Source organism: Pseudomonas sp. AC070 (genome assembly GCF_979258635.1).
Genome location: NZ_OZ409871.1, coordinates 2,218,550 through 2,243,646, shown reverse-complemented (window position 1 = coordinate 2,243,646; position 25,097 = coordinate 2,218,550). Strand labels below are relative to the sequence as shown.

21 protein-coding genes and 1 tRNA gene are annotated in these 25,097 nt (G+C 60.9%); 11 read left to right on the top strand and 11 right to left on the bottom strand.

All coding sequences use genetic code 11. The features are described from left to right. Positions 1-198: 198 nt before the first annotated feature. Positions 199-1,140 carry a LysR family transcriptional regulator gene (locus tag ACZZ0Q_RS10120; protein ID WP_463539107.1) on the top strand — a complete coding sequence of 314 codons (942 nt, stop codon included), beginning with the start codon at positions 199-201 and terminating at the stop codon, positions 1,138-1,140. Here the strand turns inward: ACZZ0Q_RS10120 and ACZZ0Q_RS10115 are convergent. After that, positions 1,119-1,469, bottom strand: coding sequence for an antibiotic biosynthesis monooxygenase family protein (locus ACZZ0Q_RS10115; RefSeq protein WP_122495584.1), 351 nt, complete (start codon positions 1,467-1,469; stop codon positions 1,119-1,121). The genes ACZZ0Q_RS10120 and ACZZ0Q_RS10115 overlap by 22 nt on opposite strands. A 403-nt stretch (positions 1,470-1,872) precedes the next feature. On the opposite strand from ACZZ0Q_RS10115, the gene ACZZ0Q_RS10110 reads away from it, so the two are divergent. Then, positions 1,873-2,772, top strand: coding sequence for an AraC family transcriptional regulator (locus ACZZ0Q_RS10110; protein ID WP_463539108.1), 900 nt, complete (start codon positions 1,873-1,875; stop codon positions 2,770-2,772). On the opposite strand, the gene ACZZ0Q_RS10105 is transcribed toward ACZZ0Q_RS10110, so the two are convergent. Next, on the bottom strand, positions 2,773-4,203 hold the full coding sequence (locus ACZZ0Q_RS10105) for a short-chain fatty acid transporter (RefSeq protein WP_463539109.1): 1,431 nt from the start codon (positions 4,201-4,203) through the stop codon (positions 2,773-2,775). Positions 4,204-4,428: 225 nt separating this feature from the next. Between ACZZ0Q_RS10105 and ACZZ0Q_RS10100 the strand changes: the two genes are divergently transcribed. Then, the gene (locus ACZZ0Q_RS10100) at positions 4,429-5,853 is read left to right on the top strand and encodes a sigma-54 interaction domain-containing protein (protein WP_463539110.1); all 1,425 of its coding nucleotides are present in this window, start codon (positions 4,429-4,431) and stop codon (positions 5,851-5,853) included. A gap of 580 nt (positions 5,854-6,433) precedes the next feature. Here the strand turns inward: ACZZ0Q_RS10100 and uvrB are convergent. After that, entirely contained in the window at positions 6,434-8,449 is a 2,016-nt protein-coding gene (gene uvrB / locus ACZZ0Q_RS10095; protein ID WP_463539111.1) for an excinuclease ABC subunit UvrB, read from the bottom strand. Positions 8,450-8,624: 175 nt separating this feature from the next. Here uvrB and ACZZ0Q_RS10090 point away from each other — a divergent pair, with 175 nt between their 5' ends. After that, positions 8,625-9,821: an amino acid aminotransferase gene (locus ACZZ0Q_RS10090; RefSeq protein ID WP_463539112.1), complete on the top strand. Its 1,197-nt coding sequence runs from the start codon at positions 8,625-8,627 to the stop codon at positions 9,819-9,821. An 82-nt stretch (positions 9,822-9,903) separates the two neighbouring features. Then, positions 9,904-9,979: transfer RNA gene (locus ACZZ0Q_RS10085), tRNA-Asn, on the top strand. A 3-nt stretch (positions 9,980-9,982) separates the two neighbouring features. On the opposite strand, the gene ACZZ0Q_RS10080 is transcribed toward ACZZ0Q_RS10085, so the two are convergent. Both ACZZ0Q_RS10080 and ACZZ0Q_RS10075 read right to left on the bottom strand, forming a co-directional pair. Then, a complete protein-coding gene (locus ACZZ0Q_RS10080; RefSeq protein ID WP_463539113.1) occupies positions 9,983-10,183 on the bottom strand; it encodes a hypothetical protein in 201 nt (66 codons plus the stop codon). Between the two features lie 65 nt (positions 10,184-10,248). Then, the gene (locus ACZZ0Q_RS10075; protein WP_463539114.1) at positions 10,249-10,908 is read right to left on the bottom strand and encodes a thiopurine S-methyltransferase; all 660 of its coding nucleotides are present in this window, start codon (positions 10,906-10,908) and stop codon (positions 10,249-10,251) included. A 99-nt stretch (positions 10,909-11,007) separates the two neighbouring features. On the opposite strand from ACZZ0Q_RS10075, the gene ACZZ0Q_RS10070 reads away from it, so the two are divergent. Beyond that, positions 11,008-11,778: a DODA-type extradiol aromatic ring-opening family dioxygenase gene (locus tag ACZZ0Q_RS10070; protein ID WP_463539115.1), complete on the top strand. Its 771-nt coding sequence runs from the start codon at positions 11,008-11,010 to the stop codon at positions 11,776-11,778. Positions 11,779-11,895: 117 nt separating this feature from the next. On the opposite strand, the gene ACZZ0Q_RS10065 is transcribed toward ACZZ0Q_RS10070, so the two are convergent. The 6 genes from ACZZ0Q_RS10065 to kdgD all read right to left on the bottom strand — a co-directional run bounded on the left by ACZZ0Q_RS10065 (position 11,896) and on the right by kdgD (position 19,775). Continuing rightward, a complete protein-coding gene (locus tag ACZZ0Q_RS10065) occupies positions 11,896-12,834 on the bottom strand; it encodes a 2-hydroxyacid dehydrogenase (RefSeq protein WP_463539116.1) in 939 nt (312 codons plus the stop codon). Between the two features lie 99 nt (positions 12,835-12,933). After that, on the bottom strand, positions 12,934-14,487 hold the full coding sequence (garD, locus tag ACZZ0Q_RS10060) for a galactarate dehydratase (protein ID WP_463560525.1): 1,554 nt from the start codon (positions 14,485-14,487) through the stop codon (positions 12,934-12,936). A gap of 12 nt (positions 14,488-14,499) precedes the next feature. Beyond that, entirely contained in the window at positions 14,500-15,903 is a 1,404-nt protein-coding gene (locus tag ACZZ0Q_RS10055; RefSeq protein WP_463560523.1) for an MFS transporter, read from the bottom strand. Beyond that, positions 15,904-17,259: a glucarate dehydratase gene (gudD, locus tag ACZZ0Q_RS10050; protein WP_463539117.1), complete on the bottom strand. Its 1,356-nt coding sequence runs from the start codon at positions 17,257-17,259 to the stop codon at positions 15,904-15,906. It abuts the gene before it with no gap. A 94-nt stretch (positions 17,260-17,353) separates the two neighbouring features. Further along, positions 17,354-18,799 (bottom strand): aldehyde dehydrogenase family protein, encoded by a 1,446-nt coding sequence (locus ACZZ0Q_RS10045; protein ID WP_463539118.1) that lies wholly within the window; start codon positions 18,797-18,799, stop codon positions 17,354-17,356. A 64-nt stretch (positions 18,800-18,863) separates the two neighbouring features. Further along, positions 18,864-19,775 carry a 5-dehydro-4-deoxyglucarate dehydratase gene (kdgD, locus tag ACZZ0Q_RS10040; RefSeq protein ID WP_122495564.1) on the bottom strand — a complete coding sequence of 304 codons (912 nt, stop codon included), beginning with the start codon at positions 19,773-19,775 and terminating at the stop codon, positions 18,864-18,866. A gap of 476 nt (positions 19,776-20,251) precedes the next feature. Here kdgD and ACZZ0Q_RS10035 point away from each other — a divergent pair, with 476 nt between their 5' ends. The 5 genes from ACZZ0Q_RS10035 to ACZZ0Q_RS10015 all read left to right on the top strand — a co-directional run bounded on the left by ACZZ0Q_RS10035 (position 20,252) and on the right by ACZZ0Q_RS10015 (position 25,046). Continuing rightward, entirely contained in the window at positions 20,252-21,067 is an 816-nt protein-coding gene (locus ACZZ0Q_RS10035) for an NAD-dependent epimerase/dehydratase family protein (RefSeq protein ID WP_463560521.1), read from the top strand. A 60-nt stretch (positions 21,068-21,127) separates the two neighbouring features. Then, entirely contained in the window at positions 21,128-22,015 is an 888-nt protein-coding gene (locus tag ACZZ0Q_RS10030; protein ID WP_463539119.1) for a glucurono-1,5-lactonase, read from the top strand. Positions 22,016-22,087: 72 nt separating this feature from the next. Then, on the top strand, positions 22,088-23,068 hold the full coding sequence (locus ACZZ0Q_RS10025) for a TRAP transporter substrate-binding protein (protein WP_463382917.1): 981 nt from the start codon (positions 22,088-22,090) through the stop codon (positions 23,066-23,068). Positions 23,069-23,241: 173 nt separating this feature from the next. Beyond that, entirely contained in the window at positions 23,242-23,766 is a 525-nt protein-coding gene (locus tag ACZZ0Q_RS10020) for a TRAP transporter small permease (protein ID WP_463539120.1), read from the top strand. Next, entirely contained in the window at positions 23,766-25,046 is a 1,281-nt protein-coding gene (locus tag ACZZ0Q_RS10015) for a TRAP transporter large permease (protein ID WP_463382919.1), read from the top strand. The genes ACZZ0Q_RS10020 and ACZZ0Q_RS10015 overlap by 1 nt, the downstream gene beginning before the upstream one ends. The last annotated feature ends 51 nt before the right edge of the window (positions 25,047-25,097 follow it).

Below are 25,097 nucleotides of genomic sequence, written 5' to 3'. Positions count from 1 at the left end.
AGACGCGAACGGTGATCAAGCGAATTGCGGTGCTGTGTGGCCATGCGGCTCCCCTTGTGCGCGTCGCCATATTCATATTCGTTTATGTTCTAACCAATACAAACATGCTTTGTTGACGGAATAAGAGCCTGCATTTAAAACCAGCACCCATACAGCAGCAAATGCCTTCGACTTATTTTTTCGATGCCAGGAAAGCATATGGATCTCAGACAACTGCGCTATTTCATAGCCCTACTGGAGCACCGCAGTTTTGTGCGCGCAGCCGATGCCATCGGCATTACGCAACCGGCGTTCAGCCGCAGCATTCAAGGCCTGGAGCAGGAATTCGGCTGCGCCCTGGTGGACCGAGGCAATAAAGACCTGCGCCCCACGCCCGAGGGCCAAGTGGTGCTGCAACACGCGCTGCGCCTGGTGCAAGGCGCAGCGAACCTGAGCAGTGAAATTGACCAGATGACCAAGCTCGACGCTGGCGAGCTGCGCTTCGGCTGCGGCCCGGCGCCGGCCGTGCAGCTGGTGCCGTCGGCGGTGGCGCGGTTTCTTCAGCAATACCCGCGCGTGAACCTGGGGTTCGAGGTGGATAACTGGGAGAAACTCGGGCGCAGCCTGGCGCGTGATGAAATTGAATTTTTCATCGCCGACATCACCCAGTTCGAAGCCGACCCGAATTTTCAGACGCAAGCCATTACCCCGCGCCGGGGCATGTTCTTTTGCCGGCCGGGGCATCCGTTGCTGGCCAAGGAAAGCCTGTCGACCAATGACATGTTCGACTACCCGCTGGCTTCGCCGAAAATTCCCGCCGGTGCGCGCAAGTTCATCGCCAACCTGAGCGGGCGCAGTGACTTCGCCCCCAGTGTCACCTGCGAGCATATTCCGGCGCTGGTGCAGATCGTGCGGCACACCGATGCCATCGGCATTGGCACCGAGGAGGCTTTTCAACAGGAGTTGCAACGGGGCGAACTGCTGCCCCTGTACTGGCGCAACCTGCCGACCGATATCGACAGCCTGCAAGCACGCTGCGGCGTGGTCAGCCGCGCCGGTTATCGGCTTTCAGCAGCGGCGCGGGCAATGATCGCCATGCTGGTGGACGTTGACGCCGAGCTGGGCCAGGCGCCGCGTTTTCAGGCAAACGCCTGTGCGTGAGGGCTGGCGGTAATGGCATCCACATTTGCCACGGCGCCGCTGAAGGTGTGCAGGTCGATTTCCCGAACCAGGTACTCACCGATCAAGCCGCCCAGCACTTGCAGCGGCGGTTGGCACAGGTAGGCGTTCAGGGCATCGGTGGACTGCCAGGTGCCTTGCAGCAGCCACAGCTGTTGATCGGTGAGGGAACGTTGCAGCGAATACGCCAGGCAACCCGGCTGGCCACGCGACTGGCTGACCAACTGTTGCAGCCGGCCTTCCAGCTCTGTGCGGGCGCGTGGGGTTTCACTGGCTTTGATAAATACCAACGTGCTGACTTGCTCAGACATGAGTCGTTCTCCTTGAAAGTCAGAAACAGAAGCGCGGGACGCTGGCCGGGCGGCCTTGCGTGATTTCCACGCTTGCCAGATTACGCAGTGGCGCGCCGGGGAGTTATCCGTTTCCTGCTTTCGTTTTGCCTAATCCTGCACATGTCTGTCGAGCGCGGGGCTGCGCTTGCGCAGGCTAAGGCCATGGCGATTACGGCGTTTATCCAATCCTGTCTTATGCTTGCCTAATCCTGCTCAAACACGCCGCGGGCGCTAGGCAAACGGCGCTCGCGTGCACAAGCTGCGTGGCAGCATGCAATGAAGCGATTCGTAGGAGCGAGCTTGCTCGCGAAGCTGTTGATCTAAATGCCTCGCGCCTACACCAACAACAGCGCGCTCGTCGTCAATCAAGAAGGAGGCCCGTATGGAAACCGAAGTCCAGCAACGCCAACACGAACTGGCGACGTTGATTCAACGCTTCACGCCTGCGCAAGGCCCCTTTCAAACTGCCATCGGGCCGCTGAGCTTGATTCGTTTCGACGAGCCCACGCCCATGGCGCGCGGCGTGCACAAACCGGCGTTGTGCATCATTGCCCAGGGCCGCAAAGAGGTGACGCTGGCCGGCGAGAGTTTTGTGTATGACGCGCTGAATTTTCTGGTGGTGTCGGTCACCTTGCCGATCACTGGGCGTGTCACCGAAGCCTGCCCCGACAAGCCTTACCTGTGCCTGCGGCTGGACCTCGACCCGGCCGAAATTACCCGCATGATCACCGACGCCGGCCCCGTGGGCTTGCCAGCACGCCCTGCCAGCCGGGGCATGTACGTCGACCGCATCGACGCCTCGTTGCTCGACACCGTGCTGCGCCTGACCCGCTTGCTCGACACGCCACGGGACATCGCCATGTTGGCGCCCCTGGCACTTCGGGAAATTTACTACCGCTTGCTGCGCAGCCCGCAGGGCCAACAATTGATCGAAATCGCCATGGCCGACAGCCAATCCCACCGTATTACCCGCGCCGTCGAATGGCTTAACTGCAACTTCGACCAGCCGCTGCGCATTGAAGACTTGGCGCGCGTGGCCAACCTCAGCGTCTCGGCCCTGCACCATCGCTTCAAAGCCGTCACGGCCATGAGCCCGCTGCAATACCAGAAGCAACTGCGTTTGCAGGAAGCGCAGCGCCTGATGATGAGCGAAGGCTTGGAAGTGGCGGCGGCCGGTTACCGCGTCGGCTATGAAAGCCCGTCGCAGTTCAGCCGCGAATACCGCCGCCTGTTCGGCGCGCCGCCGTTGAAAGACCTGGCGCGCCTGAAGAACATCGCGTAGCTACGGCGCCACTGGCAGCGTGTACTGCAACGTAGTGCCCAGAGCCCAGAGCAGAAACAGCACCAGCGGCGTGTGCACCAGCAGTTGCACAAACGAGAAGCCGATTAGGTCACGCGCGCGCAAGCCCAACACGCCCAGCAGCGGCAGCATGTAGAACGGGTTGATCAGGTTCGGCAGCGCCTCGGCGGAGTTGTAAATCTGCACCGCCCAGCCGCGGTGGTATTGCAGCTCGTTGGCCACTTGCATCACATACGGCGCCTCGATAATCCACTTGCCGCCGCCCGAGGGAATAAAGAAACCGAGCACTGCCGAGTACGTGCCCATCAGCAGCGCATAGGTGTCGTGCGAGGCAATCTGCACAAAGAAGGTGGAAATGTGGTGCGCCACCGTTTGGCCGTCGCTGCCGTTAACGGTGGTCATCAGCGCGGCGATAGAGCCGTACAGCGGGAACTGAATGAGCACGCCCGTGGTGGTCGGCACCGCGCGCGCCACGGCATCAAGAAAACTGCGCGGCCGCCAATGCAGCAACGCACCGACCATCAGGAACAGCAGGTTGTACGTATTCAAGCCAGAGATCGCGACGATGGCCGGCTTGCTGGCGAACTCTTGCGCCAGCCAACCGGCGGCCAACAGCACCAGCAGAATAATCAGCAACGGGCTGTGCTCCAGCCACTCGCCGGGGCGGGTCGGTTTTTCCAACTTGGCGACCGTAAAGCTGGGATCGATGCCGCACGCTTTGGCATCACGCGCACTGGTGGCGCTGGGCGCTGTGACGTAAGCGATCACCAGTGACACCACCACCAACGCCAGCAGCAACACGCCGGACTGCCAGAGAAAAATGGTTTCGGTAAACGGAATGACGCCGGTGATCGCCAGAATGGAAGGCGGCAAGCTGGTGGGGTTGGCTTGCAATTGCGCCGCTGACGACGACAGCCCCAACGCCCACACCGCGCCCAAACCCAAATAGGCCGCCGCGCCGGCTGCGCGATAATCCATGTGCAGCTCTTCGCGACGCGCCAGCGCACGCACCAGCAGGCCGCCGAACACCAAGCTCAAGCCCCAATTGAGCAACGAGGCGGCCATCGAAATCAGCGCCACCCAGGCCACCGCCGAGCGCCCGTTTTTCGGCACGCGGGCCAGCACATCGATCAACCGCGATGCCGGCCCGGAACTGGCCACCACGTAGCCGCCGATGACCACAAAGGCCATCTGCATGGTGAAGGGAATCAGGCTCCAGAACCCATCGCCAAACGCCTTCGCCGCCTGTGCCGGCGGCGCGCCCAGCGCCAACACGGCCACGGTAACCAACAGCACCGCCAGGGTGGCGAACACCCAGGAATCCGGAAACCAGCGCTCCGCCCAATTGGAGCAGCGCATGGCGAAACGGGCGTAGCGGCTTTCTTCGACTTGAGTATTCACGGCGAACCTCATGTTTGTTGTGTTGTTGGCTCGGTCTGCGCGACCGCATCGCGGCTAAAGCCGCTCCCACAGTTCGCACCACCTGTAGGAGCGGCTTTAGCCGCGAAGCTTTTCCAGCCAGATGCTCTAGACCGCACAGTGTGGTAGTTCCACGCCGCTGCGTTTAGTTCCACCTGTATGCGTGCGCGCGGGTTTTCTGGCACGCTGGCGCCCTCCTCTGCAGCAAGGCCCACGCCCATGAAAGACGCCGACAACCTCAAGGACTACAAGCAGGTACGCCAGTTGGCGATCCGTTCGTTGTTCGAGATTGTTGAGCAGTCGAGCGAGGGCACGGTGATTGTCGATAAAGACGCGCGCATCGTCTGGATGAACGAGCGCTACGCCCGCCGCTACGGCCAGCCGAATGCCAAAGCGGCGGTCGGCCAGGAAGTCGAGAAAGTGATTCCTGGCAGCCTGATGCGGCAAGTGGCGCAAACCGGCGAGCCCATTTTGCTGGACATGCTCGACACCCCCAACGGCCCGCTGGTGGTGATGCGCCTGCCCATTCACGACGCCGCAGGCAAAGTGATTGGCGCCATCGGTTTCGCCCTGTTCGACCAACTCACGCGCCTGGCGCCGCTGGTCACGCGTTTCACCCAGATTCAAAAAGAACTCGCCTCGACCCGCTCACTGCTGCAAGCGCGGCAGGCGAAGTACAGCTTCTCGAACTTCATCGGCACCAGCGCCCGCAGTCTGGAAGTGAAGCGCCATGCGCGGCGGGCGGCCGGCAGTGAAAGCCCCGTGCTGCTACTGGGCGAAACCGGCACCGGCAAGGAACTGCTCGCCCATGCCATTCACAGCGCCAGCACGCGGGCTTACAAACCCTTTGTGAGCGTTAACTGCGCGGCCATTCCTGAGACGTTACTGGAAGCGGAATTCTTCGGCACAGCCCCCGGTGCCTTCACCGGCGCCGACCGCAAGGGCCGCTCCGGCAAGTTGCAACTGGCTGAAGGCGGCACGCTGTTTCTCGACGAAATCGGCGACATGCCGTTGGCGCTGCAAAGCAAGTTGCTGCGGGTGCTGCAAGAGAAAGAGTACGAGCCAGTGGGCTCGAACCAGATGTTGCGCAGCGACATCCGCCTGATCGCCGCCACCTCGTTGGACTTGGAAACCGCCGTGGCCGACGGCCGCTTTCGGGCTGACTTGTACTACCGCCTGAACGTGCTGCCGATTCAGGTGCCCGCCCTGCGCGATCGGCTGGATGATTTGCCGGCGCTATGCGATGCGATTCTCGATGAGCTGCTGTTGCGCGACGGGCGTGGTCATTACGAACTGAGCGCTGACGCGCTGGGGATGCTGGCCAGCCATGCGTGGCCCGGCAATATTCGCGAACTGCGCAACGTGCTGGAGCGGGCGGCGTTGTTGAGTGATGAGCCGCTGTTGACGGCTGCGGCCTTGCGTACGGCGATTGGGCGGTTTAGCCCCGTGCCGGCTGCTCAGTCGGCGCCGCGGGCAATGGGCGAGCAGGATTTCTACAGCGCCCGTGCGGCGTTTGAGCGCGAGCTGATAGAACAGAGCCTGGCGGCGCATAACGGCAACGTGATCGAAGCGGCCAAGCGATTGGGGCTGGGGCGGTCGACGTTGTACAAGAAGATGGTGGCGTTGGGGATTGGCGCGGTTTAGCAAAAGCATCGCGGCTAATCGGAATGCCGCCCAGCCGCTCCCACAGTGGAACGAAATACCTGTAGGAGAGGCTTCAGCCTCGAGTTTTTGATCGTTAGGCCTGAGCCAAGTCGCGGCTCGGCTCCCCTCTCCCGCCTGCGGGGCTGGGGGTGAGGGCCGGGAGCAACGCTGATCCAACATCTTTTTTCCAGCATCGGCGTTGGGCCTGCCCCTCACCCCAGCCCTCTCCCCGGAGGGGCGAGGGAGCTGAGCGTGGATGCTACAAGTATGCAGATCGGCTCCCCTCTCCCGCCTGCGGGAGAGGGGCTGGGGGTGAGGGCCGGGAGCAACGCTGATCCAACTTCTTTTTTCTGCATCTGCGTTGGGCCGGCCCCTCACCCCAGCCCTCTCCCCGGAGGGGCGAGGGAGCTGAGCGTGGATGCTACAAGTACGCAGATCGGCTCCCCTCTCCCGCCTGCGGGAGAGGGGCTGGGGGTGAGGGCCGGGAGCAACGCTGATCCAACTTCTTTTTTGCATCTGCGTTTGGCCGGCCCCTCTCCCCGGAGGGGCGAGGGAGCGGATTGCGTATGCCTTTAAAACGTCAAACCTTCAACAACCGATCGCGCAATTTCTGTATCTCGTCGCGCATCTGCGCAGCCGCTTCGAATTCCAGATCCCGTGCCAGTTGGTACATCTTCTCTTCCAGCTGACGAATGCGTTTGTTGATCTCACTCGGCGAACGCAACTCGGCTTCATAACGCGCGCTTTCTTCGGCGGCCTTGGCCATGCCTTTGCGTTTGTTGCTGCGCGAGCCTGGCACCACAGCGCCTTCAAGGATGTCTTGCACGTCCTTCTTCACGCCTTTGGGGGTGATGCCGTTGGCCAGGTTGAAGGCGATCTGCTTGTCCCGGCGTCGTTCGGTTTCGCCGATGGCGCGCTCCATAGAGCCGGTCATGCGGTCGGCGTACAGAATGGCGCGGCCGTTGAGGTTACGGGCGGCGCGGCCGATGGTCTGGATCAGGGAGCGCTCGGAGCGCAGGAAGCCTTCTTTGTCGGCATCCAGAATCGCCACCAGCGACACCTCGGGCATGTCCAACCCTTCACGCAGCAGGTTGATGCCCACCAGCACGTCGAACGCACCAATGCGCAAGTCGCGGATGATTTCCACGCGCTCCACGGTGTCGATGTCCGAGTGCAGATAACGCACCCGCACGCCGTGGTCGGAGAGGTAGTCGGTGAGGTCTTCGGCCATGCGTTTGGTCAGGGTGGTGACCAGCACGCGCTCGTCGATGGCGCTGCGTTTTTTGATTTCCGAGAGCAGATCGTCCACTTGCGTGGTGGCCGGGCGCACTTCGATTTGCGGATCGACCAGGCCGGTTGGGCGCACCACCTGTTCGATCACGCGGCCGGCGTGCTCGGCTTCGTAAGGGCCGGGCGTAGCGGAAACGAAGATGGTTTGCGGGCTGATGGCTTCCCACTCGTCAAAGCGCATCGGGCGGTTGTCCAACGCCGAGGGCAAGCGGAAACCGTATTCCACCAGGGTTTCCTTGCGCGAGCGGTCGCCTTTGTACATGGCGCCCACCTGCGGCACGCTGACGTGGGACTCGTCGATCACCAGCAAGGCGTTGGCCGGCAAGTAGTCGAACAAGGTCGGCGGCGCCTCGCCTGAGCCGCGACCGGAGAGGTAGCGGGAGTAGTTTTCGATGCCGTTGCAGTAGCCCAGCTCGATGATCATTTCGATGTCGAAGCGGGTGCGCTGTTCCAGGCGCTGCGCTTCCACCAGTTTGTTGTTGGCGCGCAGGTAGTCGAGCCGTTCCTTAAGCTCGACCTTGATGTTTTCCACGGCGCTCAGCAGGTTTTCCCGTGGCGTGACGTAGTGGCTTTTCGGGTACAGGGTGTAGCGCGGCAGCTTGCGCAGCACCTCACCGGTGAGCGGGTCGAACGAGGCGATGTTTTCGATTTCTTCGTCGAACAGCTCGATGCGAATGGCTTCCAGGTCCGATTCCGCCGGGAAGATGTCGATCACATCGCCACGCACGCGAAAGGTGGCGCGGGCAAAGTCAATGTCGTTGCGGGTGTATTGCAGGTCGGCCAGACGGCGCAGCAGTTCGCGCTGGTCCATGCGGTCGCCACGGTCCAGGTGCAGGACCATTTTCAGGTACGACTGCGGATCACCCAGACCATAAATGCACGACACGGTGGTAACGATGATGGCGTCCGAGCGTTCCAGCAGCGCTTTGGTGGCGGACAGGCGCATCTGCTCGATGTGGTCGTTGATCGAGGCGTCTTTCTCGATAAAGGTGTCCGAAGACGGTACGTACGCCTCGGGCTGGTAGTAGTCGTAGTAGGAGACGAAGTACTCGACCGAGTTGTTCGGGAAGAAGCTTTTGAATTCGCCGTACAACTGCGCGGCCAGGGTTTTGTTCGGCGCCAGCACCAGTGTTGGGCGCTGCACCTGGGAAATGACGTTGGCGATGCTGAAGGTCTTGCCGGAGCCCGTTACGCCCAGCAGCGTTTGATGGGAAAGCCCGGCTTCCAGGCCTTCCACCATTTGTCGAATCGCTTCTGGCTGATCGCCAGCCGGTTGAAAACGGGTCACTAATTGAAACTGCGACATTACCTACCTCGACAAAAGGCTGTGACGCAGCGAAAAACCCTACGTCATACCTGGCGAAATGCGTGTGACGTTATCGCCCCACGCAACCTTGGTCGCTATACTAGCGGCCCACTTGCGCAACCCCTAGCACCGGGGTTGTTTTGGTTTACCACCCTCTTCTTCGAGCTCCCGCATCATGAGTTTGTTCTCTGCCGTCGAAATGGCTCCGCGTGACCCTATCCTTGGTCTCAATGAAGCATTCAACGCCGACACCCGCACCACCAAGGTAAACCTTGGCGTGGGTGTGTACTGCAACGAAGAGGGCCGCATTCCGTTGTTGCGTGCCGTGGCCCAGGCTGAACAGGCGCGTATTGCGGCACACGCACCGCGCGGCTACCTGCCGATCGAAGGCATCGCTGCCTACGACCAGGCCGTGCAAACCCTGATTTTTGGCGCCGACTCGGCGCTGCTTGCCGAAGGCCGTGTGGTCACTACTCAAGCATTGGGCGGCACCGGTGCGCTGAAAATCGGCGCTGACTTCATCAAGCGTCTGCTGCCAAACGCCGTGGTCGCCATCAGCGACCCGAGCTGGGAAAACCACCGCGCGCTGTTCGAATCCGCTGGCTTCCCGGTGCAGAACTACCGCTACTACGACGCCAGCACCCATGGCGTGAACCGTGCCGGTCTGCTCGAAGACCTCAAAGCCCTGCCCGCCCGTTCCGTGGTGGTGCTGCACGCCTGCTGCCACAACCCGACCGGTGTGGACCTGGGCACTGACGATTGGCTGAGCATTCTCGACGTCTTGAAAGAGCGCGAGCACGTGCCGTTCCTCGACATCGCTTACCAGGGTTTCGGCGATGGCATTGAAGAAGACGCCGCCGCCGTTCGCCTGTTCGCTAAATCGGGGCTGACCTTCTTCGTTTCAAGCTCGTTCTCCAAATCGTTCTCGCTGTACGGCGAGCGTGTAGGCGCGTTGTCGATCGTCACCGAGTCGAAAGAACAAGCCGCCAAGGTGCTGTCGCAGGTCAAACGCGTCATCCGCACCAACTACTCCAACCCGCCAACCCACGGCGCCACCGTGGTTGCCTCCGTGCTCAACAGCCCGGAACTGCGCGCATTGTGGGAAGAAGAACTGGGCGAAATGCGCAGCCGTATTCGTGACATGCGCGTGGCCATGGTTGAGCAACTGGCTGCCCTGGGCGCCAAGCGCGACTTCAGCTTCGTGGCACAGCAACGCGGCATGTTCAGCTACTCCGGCCTTACCGCCGAACAGGTTGAACGTTTGAAAAGCGAATTCGGCATTTACGCCGTGAGCACCGGCCGCATTTGCGTGGCGGCGTTGAACAAAAGCAACCTCAACGCCGTGACCCAGGCCATCGCCGCCGTCCTCTGAAAAACCACCTAGGGAAGCTTGCGCAGGCTTGACTTCCCTTTTTGAATCAGTAGGATACGCACCGTTGCCGCAAGGCAGCTGTTCCGCGATAGCTCAGTTGGTAGAGCAAATGACTGTTAATCATTGGGTCCCTGGTTCGAGTCCAGGTCGTGGAGCCAAATTCAAAGCCTCGGTTTAACCGGGGCTTTTTTATGGGCGGTACTAAACGATTGGCTGCGCGTCGGCATGGCTGCGTTAAAAACGACTTTCCAATGCTCATGGGCTTCAGCCCACTGCGCTTGAAAAGCCGTTTTTGCCTTGCCCTGCTCTAGCTCGCTCAATCTTGATTTGCGCTGCGGCGTCAAAATCAAAGCCAACAGCATCGCGGCTAAAGCCGCTCCCACAGTAAAAGCACGCTTCTGTGGGAGCGGCTTTAGCCGCGATGCTCTTAGCGATGCCGCAAGCGATACACCCGCTCATCCAGCCGGCTTAACCCGCGCTGCAAAAACTTCCAGTTCTCTGCGGCCTGCAAGCCGTTTTCGATGTGCAGCAGCTGCGGCTGCCAGTCACTGAGCAACATCTGCACGTCGGCATCAGGCACCGAAAATGGCGGTCCGTCCATTTGGCTTTGTTCGTAGTCGAGGCTGACCAGCAAACCCTGGCAGCCACTCGGCACGATGCGGGTTAGGTGCTGCGCATAGGCTGCGCGCATGGCCGGTGGGAAGGCGATCAAGGCGGCGCGGTCGTACAGAGCGGTGCAGTCGCGCACGTCGTCGGCGGTCAGGGCGAAGATGTCGCCGCACCACAGCTCTACATTCCCTGCCTGGTAGATGCGAAACGCGCCATGCTCACGCACCTGCGGCCGTAGCTGCTGTTCGCTGAAGAAGTCTTGCACCGCCTGCTCGACCAATTCCACGCCGAGTACCCGCAAGCCCTGCCCCGCCAGCCACATCAGGTCCAGACTTTTGCCACACAACGGCACCAACACCTGCGCGCCGGCCGCTACGTTCAGTTGCGGCCAGTACTGCTGCAAGTACGGGTTGGCGGTGGCGGCGTGGAAGCCGATCTGGTTGTTTTGCCAGCGTCGTAGCCAGAAGTCGGGCTGCATGGATTGCCTCGCTTTTTCGATCAAAGTGCTCGAAATTTTATACTGGTTTTCGATAGATCCAAGCTCGAAGATGCGCCCATGTTTATCGAGGACTCAACCATGTCGTTGCCCAGTCTGTTTATCTCCCACGGCTCGCCCATGCTCGCGCTGGAGCCCGGCGCCAGCGGGCCGGCGTTGGCACGGCTGGCGGCTGAGTTGCCGCGTCCGAAGGCGATTCTGGTGGTTTCGGCGCACTGGGAAACCAATCAGTTGCTGGTTAATAGCAATCCACAACCGGACACCTGGCACGACTTCGGCGGCTTCCCGCCTGAGCTCTACGCCGTGCAATACCCGGCGCCCGGCGCGCCCGATGTGGCCAAAGCCGCGTGCGATTTATTGCTGGCCGCCGACCTCCCGGCCCAATTGGATGCCACCCGCGTGTTCGACCACGGCGTGTGGGTGCCGCTGCTGTTGATGTACCCCGATGCCGATATTCCGGTGGCGCAGGTATCCATCCCTACCCGCCTCGGCCCAGCGTTCCAGCACAAGGTTGGCCGCGCGCTGGCGAGCTTGCGCGAGCAAGGCGTGTTGCTGATTGGCTCCGGCAGCATCACCCACAACCTGGGCGAACTGAATTGGCGTGCCGGCCCGGAGGTGATCGAGCCGTGGGCTAAAGCGTTCCGCGACTGGATGGTAGAGCGGCTCGCCGCGGATGACGAAGCGGCCCTGCTGGATTACCGCAGCCAGGCGCCGTTTGCGGTGCGCAGTCACCCACGCGATGAGCATCTGTTACCGCTGTATTTCGCCCGTGGCGCCGGCGGTGCGTTCAGCATCGCGCATCAGGGCTTTACCCTCGGCGCGCTGGGCATGGACATCTACCGCTTCGACTAATCGCCCGGTCATAAAAAAGGTGCGCTCGTGGCGCACCTGGGGGTGAAGCGAACAGCTCTATGGGAAACGCACCCTCGCTTGTGACGGGGGCGCGGTTGGCGGGCGAACCCGCGAACATCACAGCGGCGTCAGCAACTCGCCGCGCTCAGCAAAGGCCTGCAAGTTGGCCAGCACCAATTCTTCCATCTGCAAACGGGTTTCTTCCGTGGCGCTGCCAACATGGGGCAGCAACATGACGTTATCCATCTCCAGCAACGCTTTCGGCACCTTGGGTTCGGCTTCGAATACGTCCAACCCTGCTCCGCCCAGCGTGCCGTTTTGCAACGCCGTCACCAGCGCCTGCTCGTCGATCACCGAACCGCGGGCGACGTTGATGACGATGCCTTTGGGCCCCAACGCCTCCAGCACCTGCGCATTGACGATATGGTGCGTCGCCGCACCGCCCACACACGTGAGCACCAGAAAATCGGCCCAGCGCGCCAACTCCACCAAACTGGCCTCATAGGTGTACGGGCTGTCTTTGAGTGGCGAGCGGTTGTGGTAACGCACGTCCATGTCGAAGCCGCTGGCGCGCTTGACCACTACTTGGCCGATGCGCCCCAAGCCGACAATGCCCAAGCGCTTGCCGCTCACCCGACGGGCCAAGGGGAAGTTGCCCTTTAGCCAACCGCCAGCGCGCAGGAAACGCTCGGACGCGGCGAGTTTGCGCGAGGTGTCGATCATCAGGCCCATGGCCAAATCGGCCACGCAATCGTTGAGTACATCCGGCGTGGTGCTGATGGCGATGCCACGGTCGCGGGCAGCGTCGACGGCAATCGAGTCGTAACCGACGCCAAAGCTGCAGATGGCTTTCAGGTTGGGCAAGGCCGCGAGTTGCTCAGCGGAGCAGCCGAAGCGGGCTGAAGTGGCGAGCAGTTTGAAATCGGCGCCGTGGCTTTGCAGAAACGCCTTGGGGTCGGGTTGTTGCCATAGCGCGGTAACGTTGAAGCGCTCGGCGAGGTTGTGCTGGAAACGCTCGGTCAGCGGGCCGACCTGGAGAACCTTTTGGGTGGTCATGCTTGGCTCCGGTGTTTGCAGGAATCGCGGCTAAAGCCGCTCCTACAGAAACTAATGTAGGAGCGAGCTTGCTCGCGAAGCTTCTAAAGCGAACCGGCCTCAGGTAATCGGCGCCGGGTTGAACAGGGTAATGTCGTTGTGCAGTTTGTGCTGCTCGGCCCAGGTTTTTTTCTTGCCGCTGGCGACATCCAGGTAGTAGTGGAACAGCTCCCAACCCAGTTCTTCGATGCTGGCCCGGCCGGTGGCGATGCGGCCGGCGTCGATGTCGATGAGGTCGGGCCAGCGTTGGGCCAGCTCGGTGCGGGTCGACACTTTGACTACCGGCGCCATGGCCAAGCCGTACGGCGTGCCGCGCCCGGTGGTGAACACGTGCAGGTTCATGCCGGCGGCCAATTGCAGCGTGCCGCAAACGAAGTCACTGGCCGGCGTCGCGCAAAAGATCAGGCCTTTTTTCTCGAAGCGCTCGCCTGGGCCAAGCACGCCGTTGATGGCGCTGTTGCCCGATTTGACGATGGAGCCCAACGACTTCTCAACGATGTTCGACAGCCCGCCTTTCTTATTACCCGGCGTGGTATTGGCACTGCGGTCGGCCTCGCCTTTGGCCAGGTAACGGTCGTACCAGTCCATTTCGCGCACCAGTTCCTGCGCCACTTCTTTGGTTTGCGCGCGGGAGGTGAGCAGGTAGATGGCGTCGCGCACTTCGGTGACCTCCGAAAACATCACGGTGGCGCCGGCACGCAGCAGCAGGTCGCTGGCGTAGCCCAATGCGGGGTTGGCGGTGATGCCGGAGAAGGCGTCGCTGCCGCCGCATTGCATGCCCAGAATCAGCTCGGAGGCCGGCACGGTTTCGCGGCGGCGCTGGTCGAGCTTTTTCAGGCGCACTTCGGCCAGGTTCATGATCTGTTCGATCATTTCGGTGAAGCCGTGGCTGGAGTCCTGCAGGCGGTAGAGCCAGGGTTCGCTGAGGTCTACCGATGGGTCGTTTTCCTGCATGACCTGCCCGGCTTGCAGCTTTTCACAGCCCAGGCTGATGACCAGCGCTTCGCCGCCCAGGTTGGGGTTGCGCGCCAGGTTGCGCACGGTGCGAATCGGGATGTACGCGTCGGTGGCGGTAATGGCCACGCCGCAGCCGTAGCTGTGGGTCAGCGCCACCACGTCGTCGACGTTCGGGTACTTGGGCAGCAGCTCGTCCTTGATGCGTTTCACCGCGTGGTCGAGCACGCCGGTCACGCACTGCACGGTGGTGGTGATGCCCAGAATATTGCGCGTGCCCACGGTGCCGTCGGCGTTGCGGTAGCCCTCGAAGGTGTAGCCCTCAAGTGGCGCTGCCTGCGCTGGCACTTCGGTGGACAGCGGCAAGCTGTCCAGCGGCGGCGCGGTGGGCATGCGCAGTTGGTCTTCCTGTACCCAACTGCCACGGGGGATCGGCTTCAAGGCGTAACCGATGGTTTGCCCGTAGCGAATGATGCGCCCGCCTTCGGGAATATCTTCGAGGGTGATTTTGTGGCTTTGCGGCACGCGCTCAAGGGTGGTCAGGCCATCGGCGAAGGTGGTGCCGGCTGGCACCCCTTGGTCGTTGACGACGATCACCACGTTATCCAGCTCGTGCAAACGGATGTAGCGCGGCGAGTCGGAATGTTCAATTAACTGCATGACACTCGCTCCTCAGGAGTGGGCTGGTGTGAGTTCTGCGCTGCGTTGAGCGCCACCGCTGGTAGGCGGCTCTTTGAGTTCAACGCGCTGAATCTTGCCGACGATCACCAGGTAGCTGAACACCGCCAGCACGGCGTTGGCACCGACGAATACCAGGGCCCATTTGAACGAGCCAGTGGCCGCGATGATGTAGCCGATAACGATGGGCGTGGTGATCGAGGCGATGTTGCCGAAGGTGTTGAACAGGCCGCCAGACAACCCGGCAATCTGTTTTGGCGAGGTGTCGGCCACTACGGCCCAACCCAATGCGCCGATCCCCTTGCCGAAGAACGCCAGGGTCATAAACCCTACCACCATCCAGTCCGCATCGACGTAGTTGCAGAACACCATGGTGGTCGACAAGGTCAGGCCGCAGACGATCGGCAGTTTACGGGCGAAGGTCAGCGAATGGCCTTTGCGCAACAGGTAGTCGGAGATCAAACCGCCGAGCACGCCACCGATAAAGCCGCAGATGGCCGGCAGGCTGGCGATAAAGCCGGCTTTGAGAATGGTCATGCCGCGTTCCTGCACCAGGTACACGGGGAACCAGGTGAGGAAGAAGTAGGTAATGGCGTTGATGCAGTACTGGCTCAGGTATACGCCGAGCAGCATGCGGTTGGTCAGCAGCTGGCGAATGTAGTCCCAGCGCGGGCCATCGTTTTTGCGGGTCTGGTCCATGTCGACCAGGCCGCCGTTGCTTTCGATGTGGTCGATTTCCGCCTGGTTGATGCGCGGGTGTTCCTTAGGGTTGTAGATGGTCTTCATCCAGATGCCGGAGAAGATGATGCCGAGCACGCCCATGACCACGAACACGTGCTCCCAGCCCATGGCGTGCACGATCCAGCCCATGATCGGGGCGAACAAGGCGGTGGCGAAGTATTGCGCCGAGTTGAAGATCGCCGAGGCCGTGCCGCGTTCGGCGGTGGGAAACCAGGCCGCCACAATGCGCGCGTTACCAGGGAACGACGGCGCTTCGGCAAAGCCGACCATAAAGCGCAGCACGAACAAGGTAGTGATTGCCCAGGCCACCGGCAAACCGCCGACGAAGCCTTGCAGCAAGGTGAACAACGACCAGATGAAGATGCCGGCCGCATACACTTTTTTCGAGCCGAAACGGTCGAGCAACCAGCCACCGGGAATCTGCCCGAGCACATAGGCCCAGCCAAAGGCGGAGAAGATAAAACCGAGGGTGACGGCGTCAATGCCGAGGTCTTTCTGCAAGCTGGAGCCGGCGATGGAAATAGTCGCGCGGTCGGCATAGTTGATGGTGGTGACCAGAAACAGCATCAGCAGAATCAGGTAACGCACGCGAGTCGGTTTGGTGTCATGCATGGCAAGTTGCTCCCACGTTTTTTTGTTTTCGAGCGAGGCGCGCAATCAGCGCACCAGGCAAGGTCGCTTGTTATCGAAGGTCCAGTTGGGAATCAGGAACTGCATGGCCACGGCATCATCGCGGGCGTTGAGGCCCATGCCCTGATACAGCTCGTTGGCTTTGGCCAGCGCGTCCCAATCCAGCTCGACACCCAGGCCCGGCGTCTTCGGCACCTGCACCAGACCGCCTTCGATTTTCAGCGGGTTGCGGGTCAGGTGCTGGCCGTCCTGCCAGATCCAGTGGGTGTCGATGGCCGTGACTTTGCCCGGCGCGGCGGCGGCGACGTGGGTAAACATCGCCAGGGAAATATCGAAGTGGTTGTTGGAATGCGAACCCCAGGTCAGGCCCCAGTCGTTGCACATCTGCGCCACGCGCACGGAACCTTGCATGGTCCAGAAATGCGGGTCGGCCAGCGGAATGTCGACCGACTGCAACTGAATGCAGTGGCCCATCTGGCGCCAGTCGGTGGCGATCATATTGGTGGCGGTGAGCAGGCCGGTTTCGCGGCGGAACTCGGCCATTACTTCACGACCGGAGAAACCGTTTTCGGCGCCGCACGGGTCTTCGGCATAGGCCAGCACGCCGTGCAGATCACGGCACAGGCTGACCGCTTCTTTCAGCGACCAGCCGCCGTTGGGGTCCAGGGTGATGCGAGCATCGGGAAAGCGCTCGGCCAGGGCGCGAATCGCTTCCACTTCGGCCGCGCCGGTTTGCACGCCGCCTTTGAGTTTGAAGTCATTGAAGCCATAGCGCGCATGGGCGGCTTCGGCTTGGCGCACGATGCTTTCGGGGTCGAGCGCGGTTTGGTTGCGCACGCGAAACCAGGCGTCGTCGGCGTCGGCTTCGCTGCGGTAGCCGAGGTCGGTTTTATTGCGGTCGGCGATGTAGAACAGGTAACCGAGCATTTCCACTGCGTCGCGCTGCTGGCCTTCGCCGAGCAATGCCGCCACCGGCACGCCGAGGAACTGGCCGAGCAAGTCGAGCAGTGCCGACTCCAGCGCGGTGACGGCGTGAATGGTGATGCGCAGGTCGAAGGTTTGCAGGCCGCGGCCGCCGCTGTCGCGGTCAGCGAAGGTCTTGCGAACCTGGTTGAGTAAACCGTTGAAGTTGCCGATGGACTGCCCCAGCAGCAGGCTGCGGGCATCTTCCAGGGTTTGGCGAATGCGCTCGCCGCCCGGCACTTCGCCAACGCCAACATGGCCAGCGCTGTCTTTGAGAATGAGGATGTTGCGGGTAAAGAACGGACCGTGGGCGCCGCTCAGGTTGAGCAGCATGCTGTCGTGGCCGGCGACCGGAACCACTTGCAGCTCGGTAATTACGGGCGCGCTGGCGATCGCCTGCGCTGGGCTTGCTGTGCTCATAACCGTTTCCCTATTTATTTTTATGCGGGGACTGGCTGAATTTTTTAATTCGAGCAAGGGCAGCCTGCGCCGCCCTGCTCTGTACCCAAATCGATTAACCGATGTAGGTAGTTTTAACGGTGGTGTAGAACTCGGCCGCGTAGCGACCTTGCTCGCGCGAACCGTAGGACGAGCCTTTACGGCCGCCGAACGGCACGTGGTAATCCACGCCAGCGGTAGGCAGGTTGATCATCACCATGCCGGCCTGGGCGTGACGTTTGAAGTGGTTGGCGTACTTCAGCGAGGTGGTGGCGATACCGGCCGACAAACCGAATTCGGTGTCGTTGGCCATGGACAGCGCTGCTTCGTAATCCGCCACTTTCACCACGTTGGCCACCGGGCCAAAGATTTCTTCGCGGCTGATACGCATCTCGGCCGAGCTGTCGGCAAACAGCGTTGGCGCCAGGAAGTAGCCTTCGGTGTCGCAGGTCACCAAGCCGCCGCCAGTCACCAGACGGGCGCCCTCTTCCTGACCGATACCGATGTACTTCATGTCTTGGTCGAGCTGCGCCTGGGAAACCACCGGGCCGATGTCGGTGCCGGCTTTCAGGGCGTGACCGACTTTGATCGACTTCATGCGCTCGGCCATGGCTTCGACGAACTTGTCGTGAATTCCGGCGGTAACGATCAAGCGGCTCGACGCCGTGCAACGCTGGCCGGTGGAATAGAAGGCGCTTTGAACCGCCAGCTCCACGGCCACTTTGAGGTCGGCGTCGTCGAGGATGATTTGCGGGTTTTTGCCGCCCATCTCCAGCTGCACTTTGGCGCCACGGGCCACGCACTGAGCCGCAATGTTACGGCCCACGCCCACGGAACCTGTGAAGCTGATGCCGTCCACTTTGCTGTTCTGCACGATGGTTTCACCGACCACACGGCCAGCGCCCATCACCAGGTTGAACACGCCAGCCGGGAAGCCGGCGCGGGAAATGATTTCGGCAATCGCCCAGGCGCAGCCCGGAACCAGATCAGCCGGTTTCAACACCACGCAGTTGCCATAGGCCAATGCCGGCGCCACTTTCCAGGCCGGAATGGCGATGGGAAAGTTCCACGGGGTAATCAGGCCGACCACGCCCAAAGGCTCGCGAGTGACTTCTACCGATACGCCAGGGCGTACCGAGGCCAGCACTTCGCCGGCCTGACGCAGGCATTCGCCGGCGAAGAATTTGAAGATGTTGCCAGCGCGGGTCACTTCGCCGATGGCTTCGGGCAGGGTCTTGCCCTCTTCACGGGCCAACAACGTGCCGAGCTCTTCACGACGAGCAAGAATTTCGCTGCCGACTTTATCCAGCGAATCGCTGCGCGCTTGAATGCCGGAGATCGACCAGGCCGGGAACGCGGCGCGGGCCGCTTCAATGGCTTCGTTTACCTGGGCGGCGTCGGCCTGGGCGTATTCGCCGATGACATCGGCAAGGTCAGACGGGTTGACGTTTTTCGAGTAGCTGGCACCGGCCACCCATTGGCCGCCGATGTAGTTGTCGAAACGCTGTTGTTGATTGGCCACGAGGAAAGCCTCCTTTAAAGAAACGGCAGCCGCTGGAGAGCGGCTGGCTGTTTTTGAACCCGACTTATTGCGGGCCTTGGGCGTGGATCAGAGCGGCGAGTTGTTCGTACTCGTCTTTGCTCAGGTCGGTCAGCGGTGCGCGAACCGGGCCGGCGTCGTAACCGGAAATCTTCGCACCGGCTTTAACGATGCTCACGGCATAACCGGCGCGCTTGTTGCGGATGTCGAGGTACGGCAGGAAGAAATCGTCGATGATTTTGCCGACGGTTTCGTGATCGTCACGGGCGATGGCGTGGTAGAAATCCATGGCCGTTTTCGGGATGAAGTTGAACACCGCCGAGGAATAAACCGGTACGCCCAGTGCTTTATAAGCAGCGGCATACACTTCTGCGGTCGGCAGGCCACCGAGGTAGCTGAAGCGGTCACCGAGGCGACGACGGATCGAGACCATCAGTTCGATGTCGCCCAAGCCGTCTTTGTAGCCGATCAGGTTCGGGCAACGCTCGGCCAGTTGTTCCAGCAGCGCTGGCGTCAGGCGGCAGACGTTACGGTTGTAAACCACCACGCCAATTTTTACCGACTTGCACACTTGCTCAACGTGCAGGGCCACGCCGTCTTGGCTGGCTTCGGTCAGGTAGTGCGGCAGCAACAGCAGGCCTTTGGCGCCCAGGCGCTCAGCTTCTTGCGCCATCTCGATGGCTTGGCGAGTCGGACCACCGACGCCAGCCAGAATCGGCACGCTGCCGGCGCAGGTGTCTACTGCGGTTTTGATAACGGAGGAATATTCGCGGTTGGTCAGCGAAAAGAACTCGCCGGTACCACCTGCTGCGAACAAGGCCGACGCACCGTATGGCCCCAGCCATTCCAGGCGACGGATATAGGATTCGGGGTTGAAATCGCCAGCCGCGTCGAAGTCAGTCACTGGGAAAGACAGCAGGCCGGAAGAGAGGATGGACTTCAGTTCTTGTGGATTCATTATTCGAACACCCTGTAAAGCGCGTAGTGGATTAAGGCGTGGCAGACCGATTGCCCTGATGCAAAACGAAAACAACGGGATCAATCGCAAACGCAGAGTTACGTTATCGTACAACTGTTGAGACTGTCATCCTCTTTTCTTAGCCGCTCATCTACGACTATAGGCGTACTGGTATAGGAAACGTTCGCTGCCTTAGCCTAGAAAGGCGCCCTCTACTCGGCTGTAGCCATTGACCTAGAAGGGTTACTACCAAAGGCACGTGACTCGTCGGTCGCTTTTCCCGCTGAGCGTTTGTGTAGTCTAACGAGCAACCGAGGTGAGGAATTTTCTACCTAAGTCGCGTTGACAAACTTTACGGGGGCTGTTGATAATCGAGCCCAAGTCATACGACAACCGATAACAGCGCACCTCCCCTGGGTCTGTTATCCGAACGAACAAACCCATAAAAACAAACACAAGAATTTCAGGGACCAGTCATGACCACTCCAACTCCCTTCAATCGCCTTCTACTCACCGGTGCCGCTGGCGGCCTGGGCAAAGTGCTGCGCGAAACCCTGCGTCCTTACACCAAGGTGCTGCGCCTTTCCGACATCGCCGACATGGCCCCGGCCGCTGGCGAGCATGAAGAAGTGCGGCGCTGCGACCTCGCCGACAAACAAGCCGTGCACGATCTGGTTGAAGGCGTCGATGCCATTCTGCATTTCGGCGGTGTGTCGGTTGAGCGCCCGTTCGAAGAAATCGTCGGCCCGAACATTTGCGGCGTGTTCCACATTTATGAAGCGGCTCGCCGCCATGGCGTGAAGCGCGTGATCTTCGCCAGCTCGAACCACGTGATCGGCTTCTATAAGCAAGACGAGAAGCTCGACGCCGCCTCCCCTCGCCGCCCGGACAGCTACTACGGTTTGTCCAAATCCTACGGCGAAGACATGGCCAGCTTTTACTTCGATCGCTACGGCATCGAAACCGTGAGCATCCGCATCGGCTCCTCATTCCCGGAGCCGCAGAACCGCCGAATGATGCACACCTGGCTGAGCTTCAACGACCTCACCCAATTGCTTGAACGCGCGCTGTACACGCCTAACGTCGGCCACACCGTGGTTTACGGCGCCTCGGCCAACGCCACGCAATGGTGGGACAACCGCCTGGCCAGCCACTTGGGCTTCGAGCCCAAAGACAGCTCGGAAGTATTCCGCGCCAAAGTCGAGGCGCAGCCAATGCCGGCCGCTGATGACCCGGCGATGGTTTACCAAGGCGGTGCGTTCGTAGCGGCTGGCCCATTCGGCGACGACTGACCCGCCCCGCTCTACCGCTGTAGCTGTTCTCATAAAAACAACACAAGAGAATGCGCTGTCATGGAAGCTGAACTGATTGTCGACGCCCGCCATGCCACCGGCGAAAGCCCGGTGTGGAGCGTGGCCGAACAAGCCCTGTACTGGGTGGATATTCCCGCCCAACGCCTGCATCGCTGGGCTGCCAGCGATGGCCAGAGCACCAGTTGGCAAGCGCCGGAGATGCTCGCCTGCATAGCCCGCCATGTAGACGGCAGCTGGATTGCCGGCATGCAAAGCGGCCTGTTTCGCCTGAGCGCCAAAGACAACGGCAGCCTCGCCAGCAGCCCGCTCGCGGCGGTCAAACACGCCCACGCCGACATGCGTTTCAACGACGGCCGCTGCGACCGCCAAGGTCGCTTCTGGGCCGGCACCATGTTGCTCGACATGGCGGCCGGTGCACCGGTTGGCGCCTTATATCGCTACAGCGCTGAACAAACCGCACCACTGACCGCCCAGCTCACCGATTTCATCGTGCCCAACGGCCTGGGCTTCAGCCCGGACGGGCGCACCATGTACCTCTCCGATTCACACCCCAGCGTGCAGAAAATCTGGGCCTTCGATTACGACATCGACAGCGGCACACCGCATAACCGTCGCCTGTTCGTCGACATGAATCAGCACCTGGGCCGCCCCGATGGCGCCGCTGTAGACGCCGACGGCTGCTACTGGATTTGCGGCAACGATGCCGGCCTGGTGCACCGTTTCACCCCCGAGGGCAAGCTCGACCGTTCCCTCGCTGTACCGGTGAAAAAACCGGCCATGTGCGCCTTTGGCGGCGCCGGGCTGGACACCTTGTTCGTCACCTCCATCCGCCCCGGCGGCGACCTCAGCGACCAGCCATTGGCCGGTGGCGTGTTCGCCCTGCAGCCCGGGGTAAAAGGTCTGGAGGAACCGTTGTTCGCCCGTTGAACAACACCTGCGTGCCGATAAAAAAGCGTCACCCAAGCCACCCGCAAACAAAAACAAAACCGGAGCTTTACGATGAACTTCAAACGTACCTTGCTGACCGCCGCCCTGCCCCTGGTGTTTTGCCTGTCCAGCAGCGCCCACGCCCTGAACATCAAATTCGCCGAAGTGCACCCTACCGGTTACCCACCGGTCGTGGCCGAGCAAGCCATGGGCAAAAAGCTCGAAGAACAATCGGGTGGCGAAATCACCTTCAAAATGTTCGCAGGCGGTGTGTTGGGTTCGGAAAAGGAAGTGGTTGAACAGGTACAGCTCGGTGCCATTCAGATGACCCGCGTAAGCCTGGGCATCGTTGGCCCGGTAGTGCCGGATGTGAACGTTTTTAACATGCCGTTTATCTTCCGCGACCAGGCCCACATGCGCGCCGTGATCGACGGCCCAGTTGGCCAGGAAATCCTCGACAAAATCACCAACTCTGACTTCAACCTGGTGGCCTTGGCCTGGATGGATGGCGGCACCCGTAACCTCTACACCAAGAAGCCGGTACGCAAAATGGCCGACCTCAAAGGCATGAAAATTCGCGTACAAGGCAACCCGCTGTTTATCGACACCATCAACGCCATGGGCGGTAACGGCATTGCCATGGCCACCGGCGAAATCTTCACCGCGCTGCAAACCGGCGTAATCGATGGTGCAGAAAACAACCCGCCAACCATGCTTGAACACAACCACTACCAGAACGCCAAGTTCTACACCCTGACCGGCCACTTGATTCTGCCGGAGCCGGTAGTGATCTCGAAAACCACCTGGGAAAAGCTCTCCCCCGAGCAGCAAGCCCTGGTGAAAAAACTGGCCCGCGAAGCGCAGTTCGAAGAACGCAAACTGTGGGATGAAAAATCCGCCAGCAGCGAAGCCAAACTGAAAGCCGCCGGCGTGGAATTCATCACCCTGACAGACGCTGAGAAGAAAGAGTTCGTGGATGCCACCGCGCCAGTACGTGCGCAATACGGTGCGCCATACGCCGAGCTGATCAAACGCATCGAAGCCGTCAAGTAAAAAACTACTGCGCTCGGTTAGGCGGCGTTAAAGACAGATTCAAAAATGCTCATTGGCTACAGCCACCTGTCTTTTGCGCCTTGCCTAACCTTCGCTCGCTACGTTTTTACGCAATCGCAATTCAACAAAACAGAAACACTCCCTCACCCTGACAACGCTGCTGGTGAAGTCCCATGAGAAACACGCTGTTGAGCATTAATGACCAGCTGTATCGACTCTGCATCGGCATTGCCGGGCTGTCGATTCTGGTCATGACTCTGATTATTCCCTGGGGCATCTTTGCCCGCTACGTGCTTGGCAGCGGTTCCAGCTGGCCTGAGCCCACGGCCATCTTGTTGATGGTGGTGTTTACCTTTTTCGGCGCCGCCGCCAGCTACCGCGCCGGCGCCCACATGGCTGTAAACATGGCCACCGACCGCATGCCACCGGCTGCGCGTCAGGTGTTGTCGGTTGTGGTGCAGCTGCTGATGGCGCTCATCTGCGTCTTCATGATCACCAAGGGCGCCAAGCTGTGCGCCGGTACCTGGAACCAGTTTCTGGGTGAAATGCCCGCGTTGCGCGTTGGCATCTCCTACCTGCCGATTCCAATTGGCGGCGTGATCACACTGATTTTTGTCTTGGAAAAACTCTTCCTGGGTGACCAGAGCAAGCGTCGCGTCATGAGCTATGACGTTGAAGAACCGATGGAGGCCAAATAATGGACGCGCTCATACTGCTCGGCAGTTTTGTTGTGCTGATCATGATCGGCATGCCGGTGGCGTACGCCTTGGGCCTGTCGGCACTGATTGGCGCTTTCTGGATCGATATTCCGTTCGATGCCCTGATGATTCAGGTCGCAGGCGGCGTGAACAAATTCTCCCTGCTGGCCATTCCGTTCTTTGTGTTGGCGGGCGCGATCATGGCCGAGGGCGGCATGTCCCGGCGCCTGGTGGCACTGGCAGGCGTATGCGTCGGCTTTGTGCGCGGCGGTCTGTCGTTGGTCAACATCATGGCCTCGACCTTCTTTGGCGCCATCTCCGGCTCGTCGGTAGCGGACACCGCGTCGGTGGGTTCGGTGCTGATTCCGGAAATGGAAAAAGCCGGCTACCCGCGCGAATACTCCACCGCCGTAACCGTCAGCGGTTCGGTACAAGCGCTGTTGACGCCGCCAAGCCACAACTCGGTGCTCTACTCGCTGGCCGCCGGTGGTTCGGTATCCATTGCCTCGCTGTTCATTGCCGGTATCGGTCCGGGCCTGCTGCTCAGTGCCGTGATGATGGTGCTGTGCATGGTGTTCGCCCGTAAGCGCAACTACCCCAAAGGCGAAGTGATCCCGCTGCGCCAGGCCATTAAAATTGCCGTTGAAGCGCTGTGGGGCCTGATGGCCATGGTCATCATCCTCGGCGGCATTCTGTCGGGCGTGTTCACCGCAACCGAGTCCGCTGCCATTGCGGTGCTGTGGTCGTTCTTCGTGACCATGTTCATCTACCGCGACTACAAATGGCGCGATCTGCCGAAACTGATGCACCGCGCTGGCCGGACCATTTCCATTGTGATGATCCTGATCGGCTTCGCCGCCAGCTTCGGTTACATCCTCACACTGATGGAAATTCCGACCAAGATCACCACCGCGTTCCTGACCCTGTCAGACAACCGTTACGTGATCCTTATGTGCATCAACGTGATGCTGCTGATGCTCGGCACCGTCATGGACATGGCGCCGCTGATCCTGATCCTCACCCCGATTCTGCTGCCCGTGGTAACCGGTATCGGCGTCGACCCGGTGCACTTCGGCATGATCATGCTGGTGAACCTGGGGATCGGTTTGATTACGCCACCGGTGGGTGCGGTGCTGTTTGTCGGGGCTGCGGTGGGCAAGGTCAGTATCGAATCCACCGTGAAGGCGCTGCTGCCTTTCTACGCTGCGCTGTTCGCTGTGTTGATCGCCGTTACTTACATTCCGGCCATCTCTCTGTGGCTCCCGAGCGTGGTGCTCTAACCCGAACGTACGTCCTGTAGGAGCGGCTTTAGCCGCGATGCTCTTGACCCT

Coding starts and splice junctions, on each gene's coding strand:
- ACZZ0Q_RS10025 (WP_463382917.1), top strand. CDS start 22,088: ATGAACTTCAAACGTACCTTGCTGACCGCCGCCCTGCCCCTGGTGTTT.
- ACZZ0Q_RS10090 (WP_463539112.1), top strand. CDS start 8,625: ATGAGTTTGTTCTCTGCCGTCGAAATGGCTCCGCGTGACCCTATCCTT.
- ACZZ0Q_RS10030 (WP_463539119.1), top strand. CDS start 21,128: ATGGAAGCTGAACTGATTGTCGACGCCCGCCATGCCACCGGCGAAAGC.
- gudD (WP_463539117.1), bottom strand. CDS start 17,259: ATGAGCACAGCAAGCCCAGCGCAGGCGATCGCCAGCGCGCCCGTAATT.
- kdgD (WP_122495564.1), bottom strand. CDS start 19,775: ATGAATCCACAAGAACTGAAGTCCATCCTCTCTTCCGGCCTGCTGTCT.
- uvrB (WP_463539111.1), bottom strand. CDS start 8,449: ATGTCGCAGTTTCAATTAGTGACCCGTTTTCAACCGGCTGGCGATCAG.
- garD (WP_463560525.1), bottom strand. CDS start 14,487: ATGCAGTTAATTGAACATTCCGACTCGCCGCGCTACATCCGTTTGCAC.
- ACZZ0Q_RS10115 (WP_122495584.1), bottom strand. CDS start 1,469: ATGTCTGAGCAAGTCAGCACGTTGGTATTTATCAAAGCCAGTGAAACC.
- ACZZ0Q_RS10120 (WP_463539107.1), top strand. CDS start 199: ATGGATCTCAGACAACTGCGCTATTTCATAGCCCTACTGGAGCACCGC.
- ACZZ0Q_RS10110 (WP_463539108.1), top strand. CDS start 1,873: ATGGAAACCGAAGTCCAGCAACGCCAACACGAACTGGCGACGTTGATT.
- ACZZ0Q_RS10015 (WP_463382919.1), top strand. CDS start 23,766: ATGGACGCGCTCATACTGCTCGGCAGTTTTGTTGTGCTGATCATGATC.
- ACZZ0Q_RS10100 (WP_463539110.1), top strand. CDS start 4,429: ATGAAAGACGCCGACAACCTCAAGGACTACAAGCAGGTACGCCAGTTG.
- ACZZ0Q_RS10065 (WP_463539116.1), bottom strand. CDS start 12,834: ATGACCACCCAAAAGGTTCTCCAGGTCGGCCCGCTGACCGAGCGTTTC.
- ACZZ0Q_RS10075 (WP_463539114.1), bottom strand. CDS start 10,908: ATGCAGCCCGACTTCTGGCTACGACGCTGGCAAAACAACCAGATCGGC.
- ACZZ0Q_RS10020 (WP_463539120.1), top strand. CDS start 23,242: ATGAGAAACACGCTGTTGAGCATTAATGACCAGCTGTATCGACTCTGC.
- ACZZ0Q_RS10070 (WP_463539115.1), top strand. CDS start 11,008: ATGTCGTTGCCCAGTCTGTTTATCTCCCACGGCTCGCCCATGCTCGCG.
- ACZZ0Q_RS10105 (WP_463539109.1), bottom strand. CDS start 4,203: ATGAGGTTCGCCGTGAATACTCAAGTCGAAGAAAGCCGCTACGCCCGT.
- ACZZ0Q_RS10080 (WP_463539113.1), bottom strand. CDS start 10,183: ATGCTGTTGGCTTTGATTTTGACGCCGCAGCGCAAATCAAGATTGAGC.
- ACZZ0Q_RS10035 (WP_463560521.1), top strand. CDS start 20,252: ATGACCACTCCAACTCCCTTCAATCGCCTTCTACTCACCGGTGCCGCT.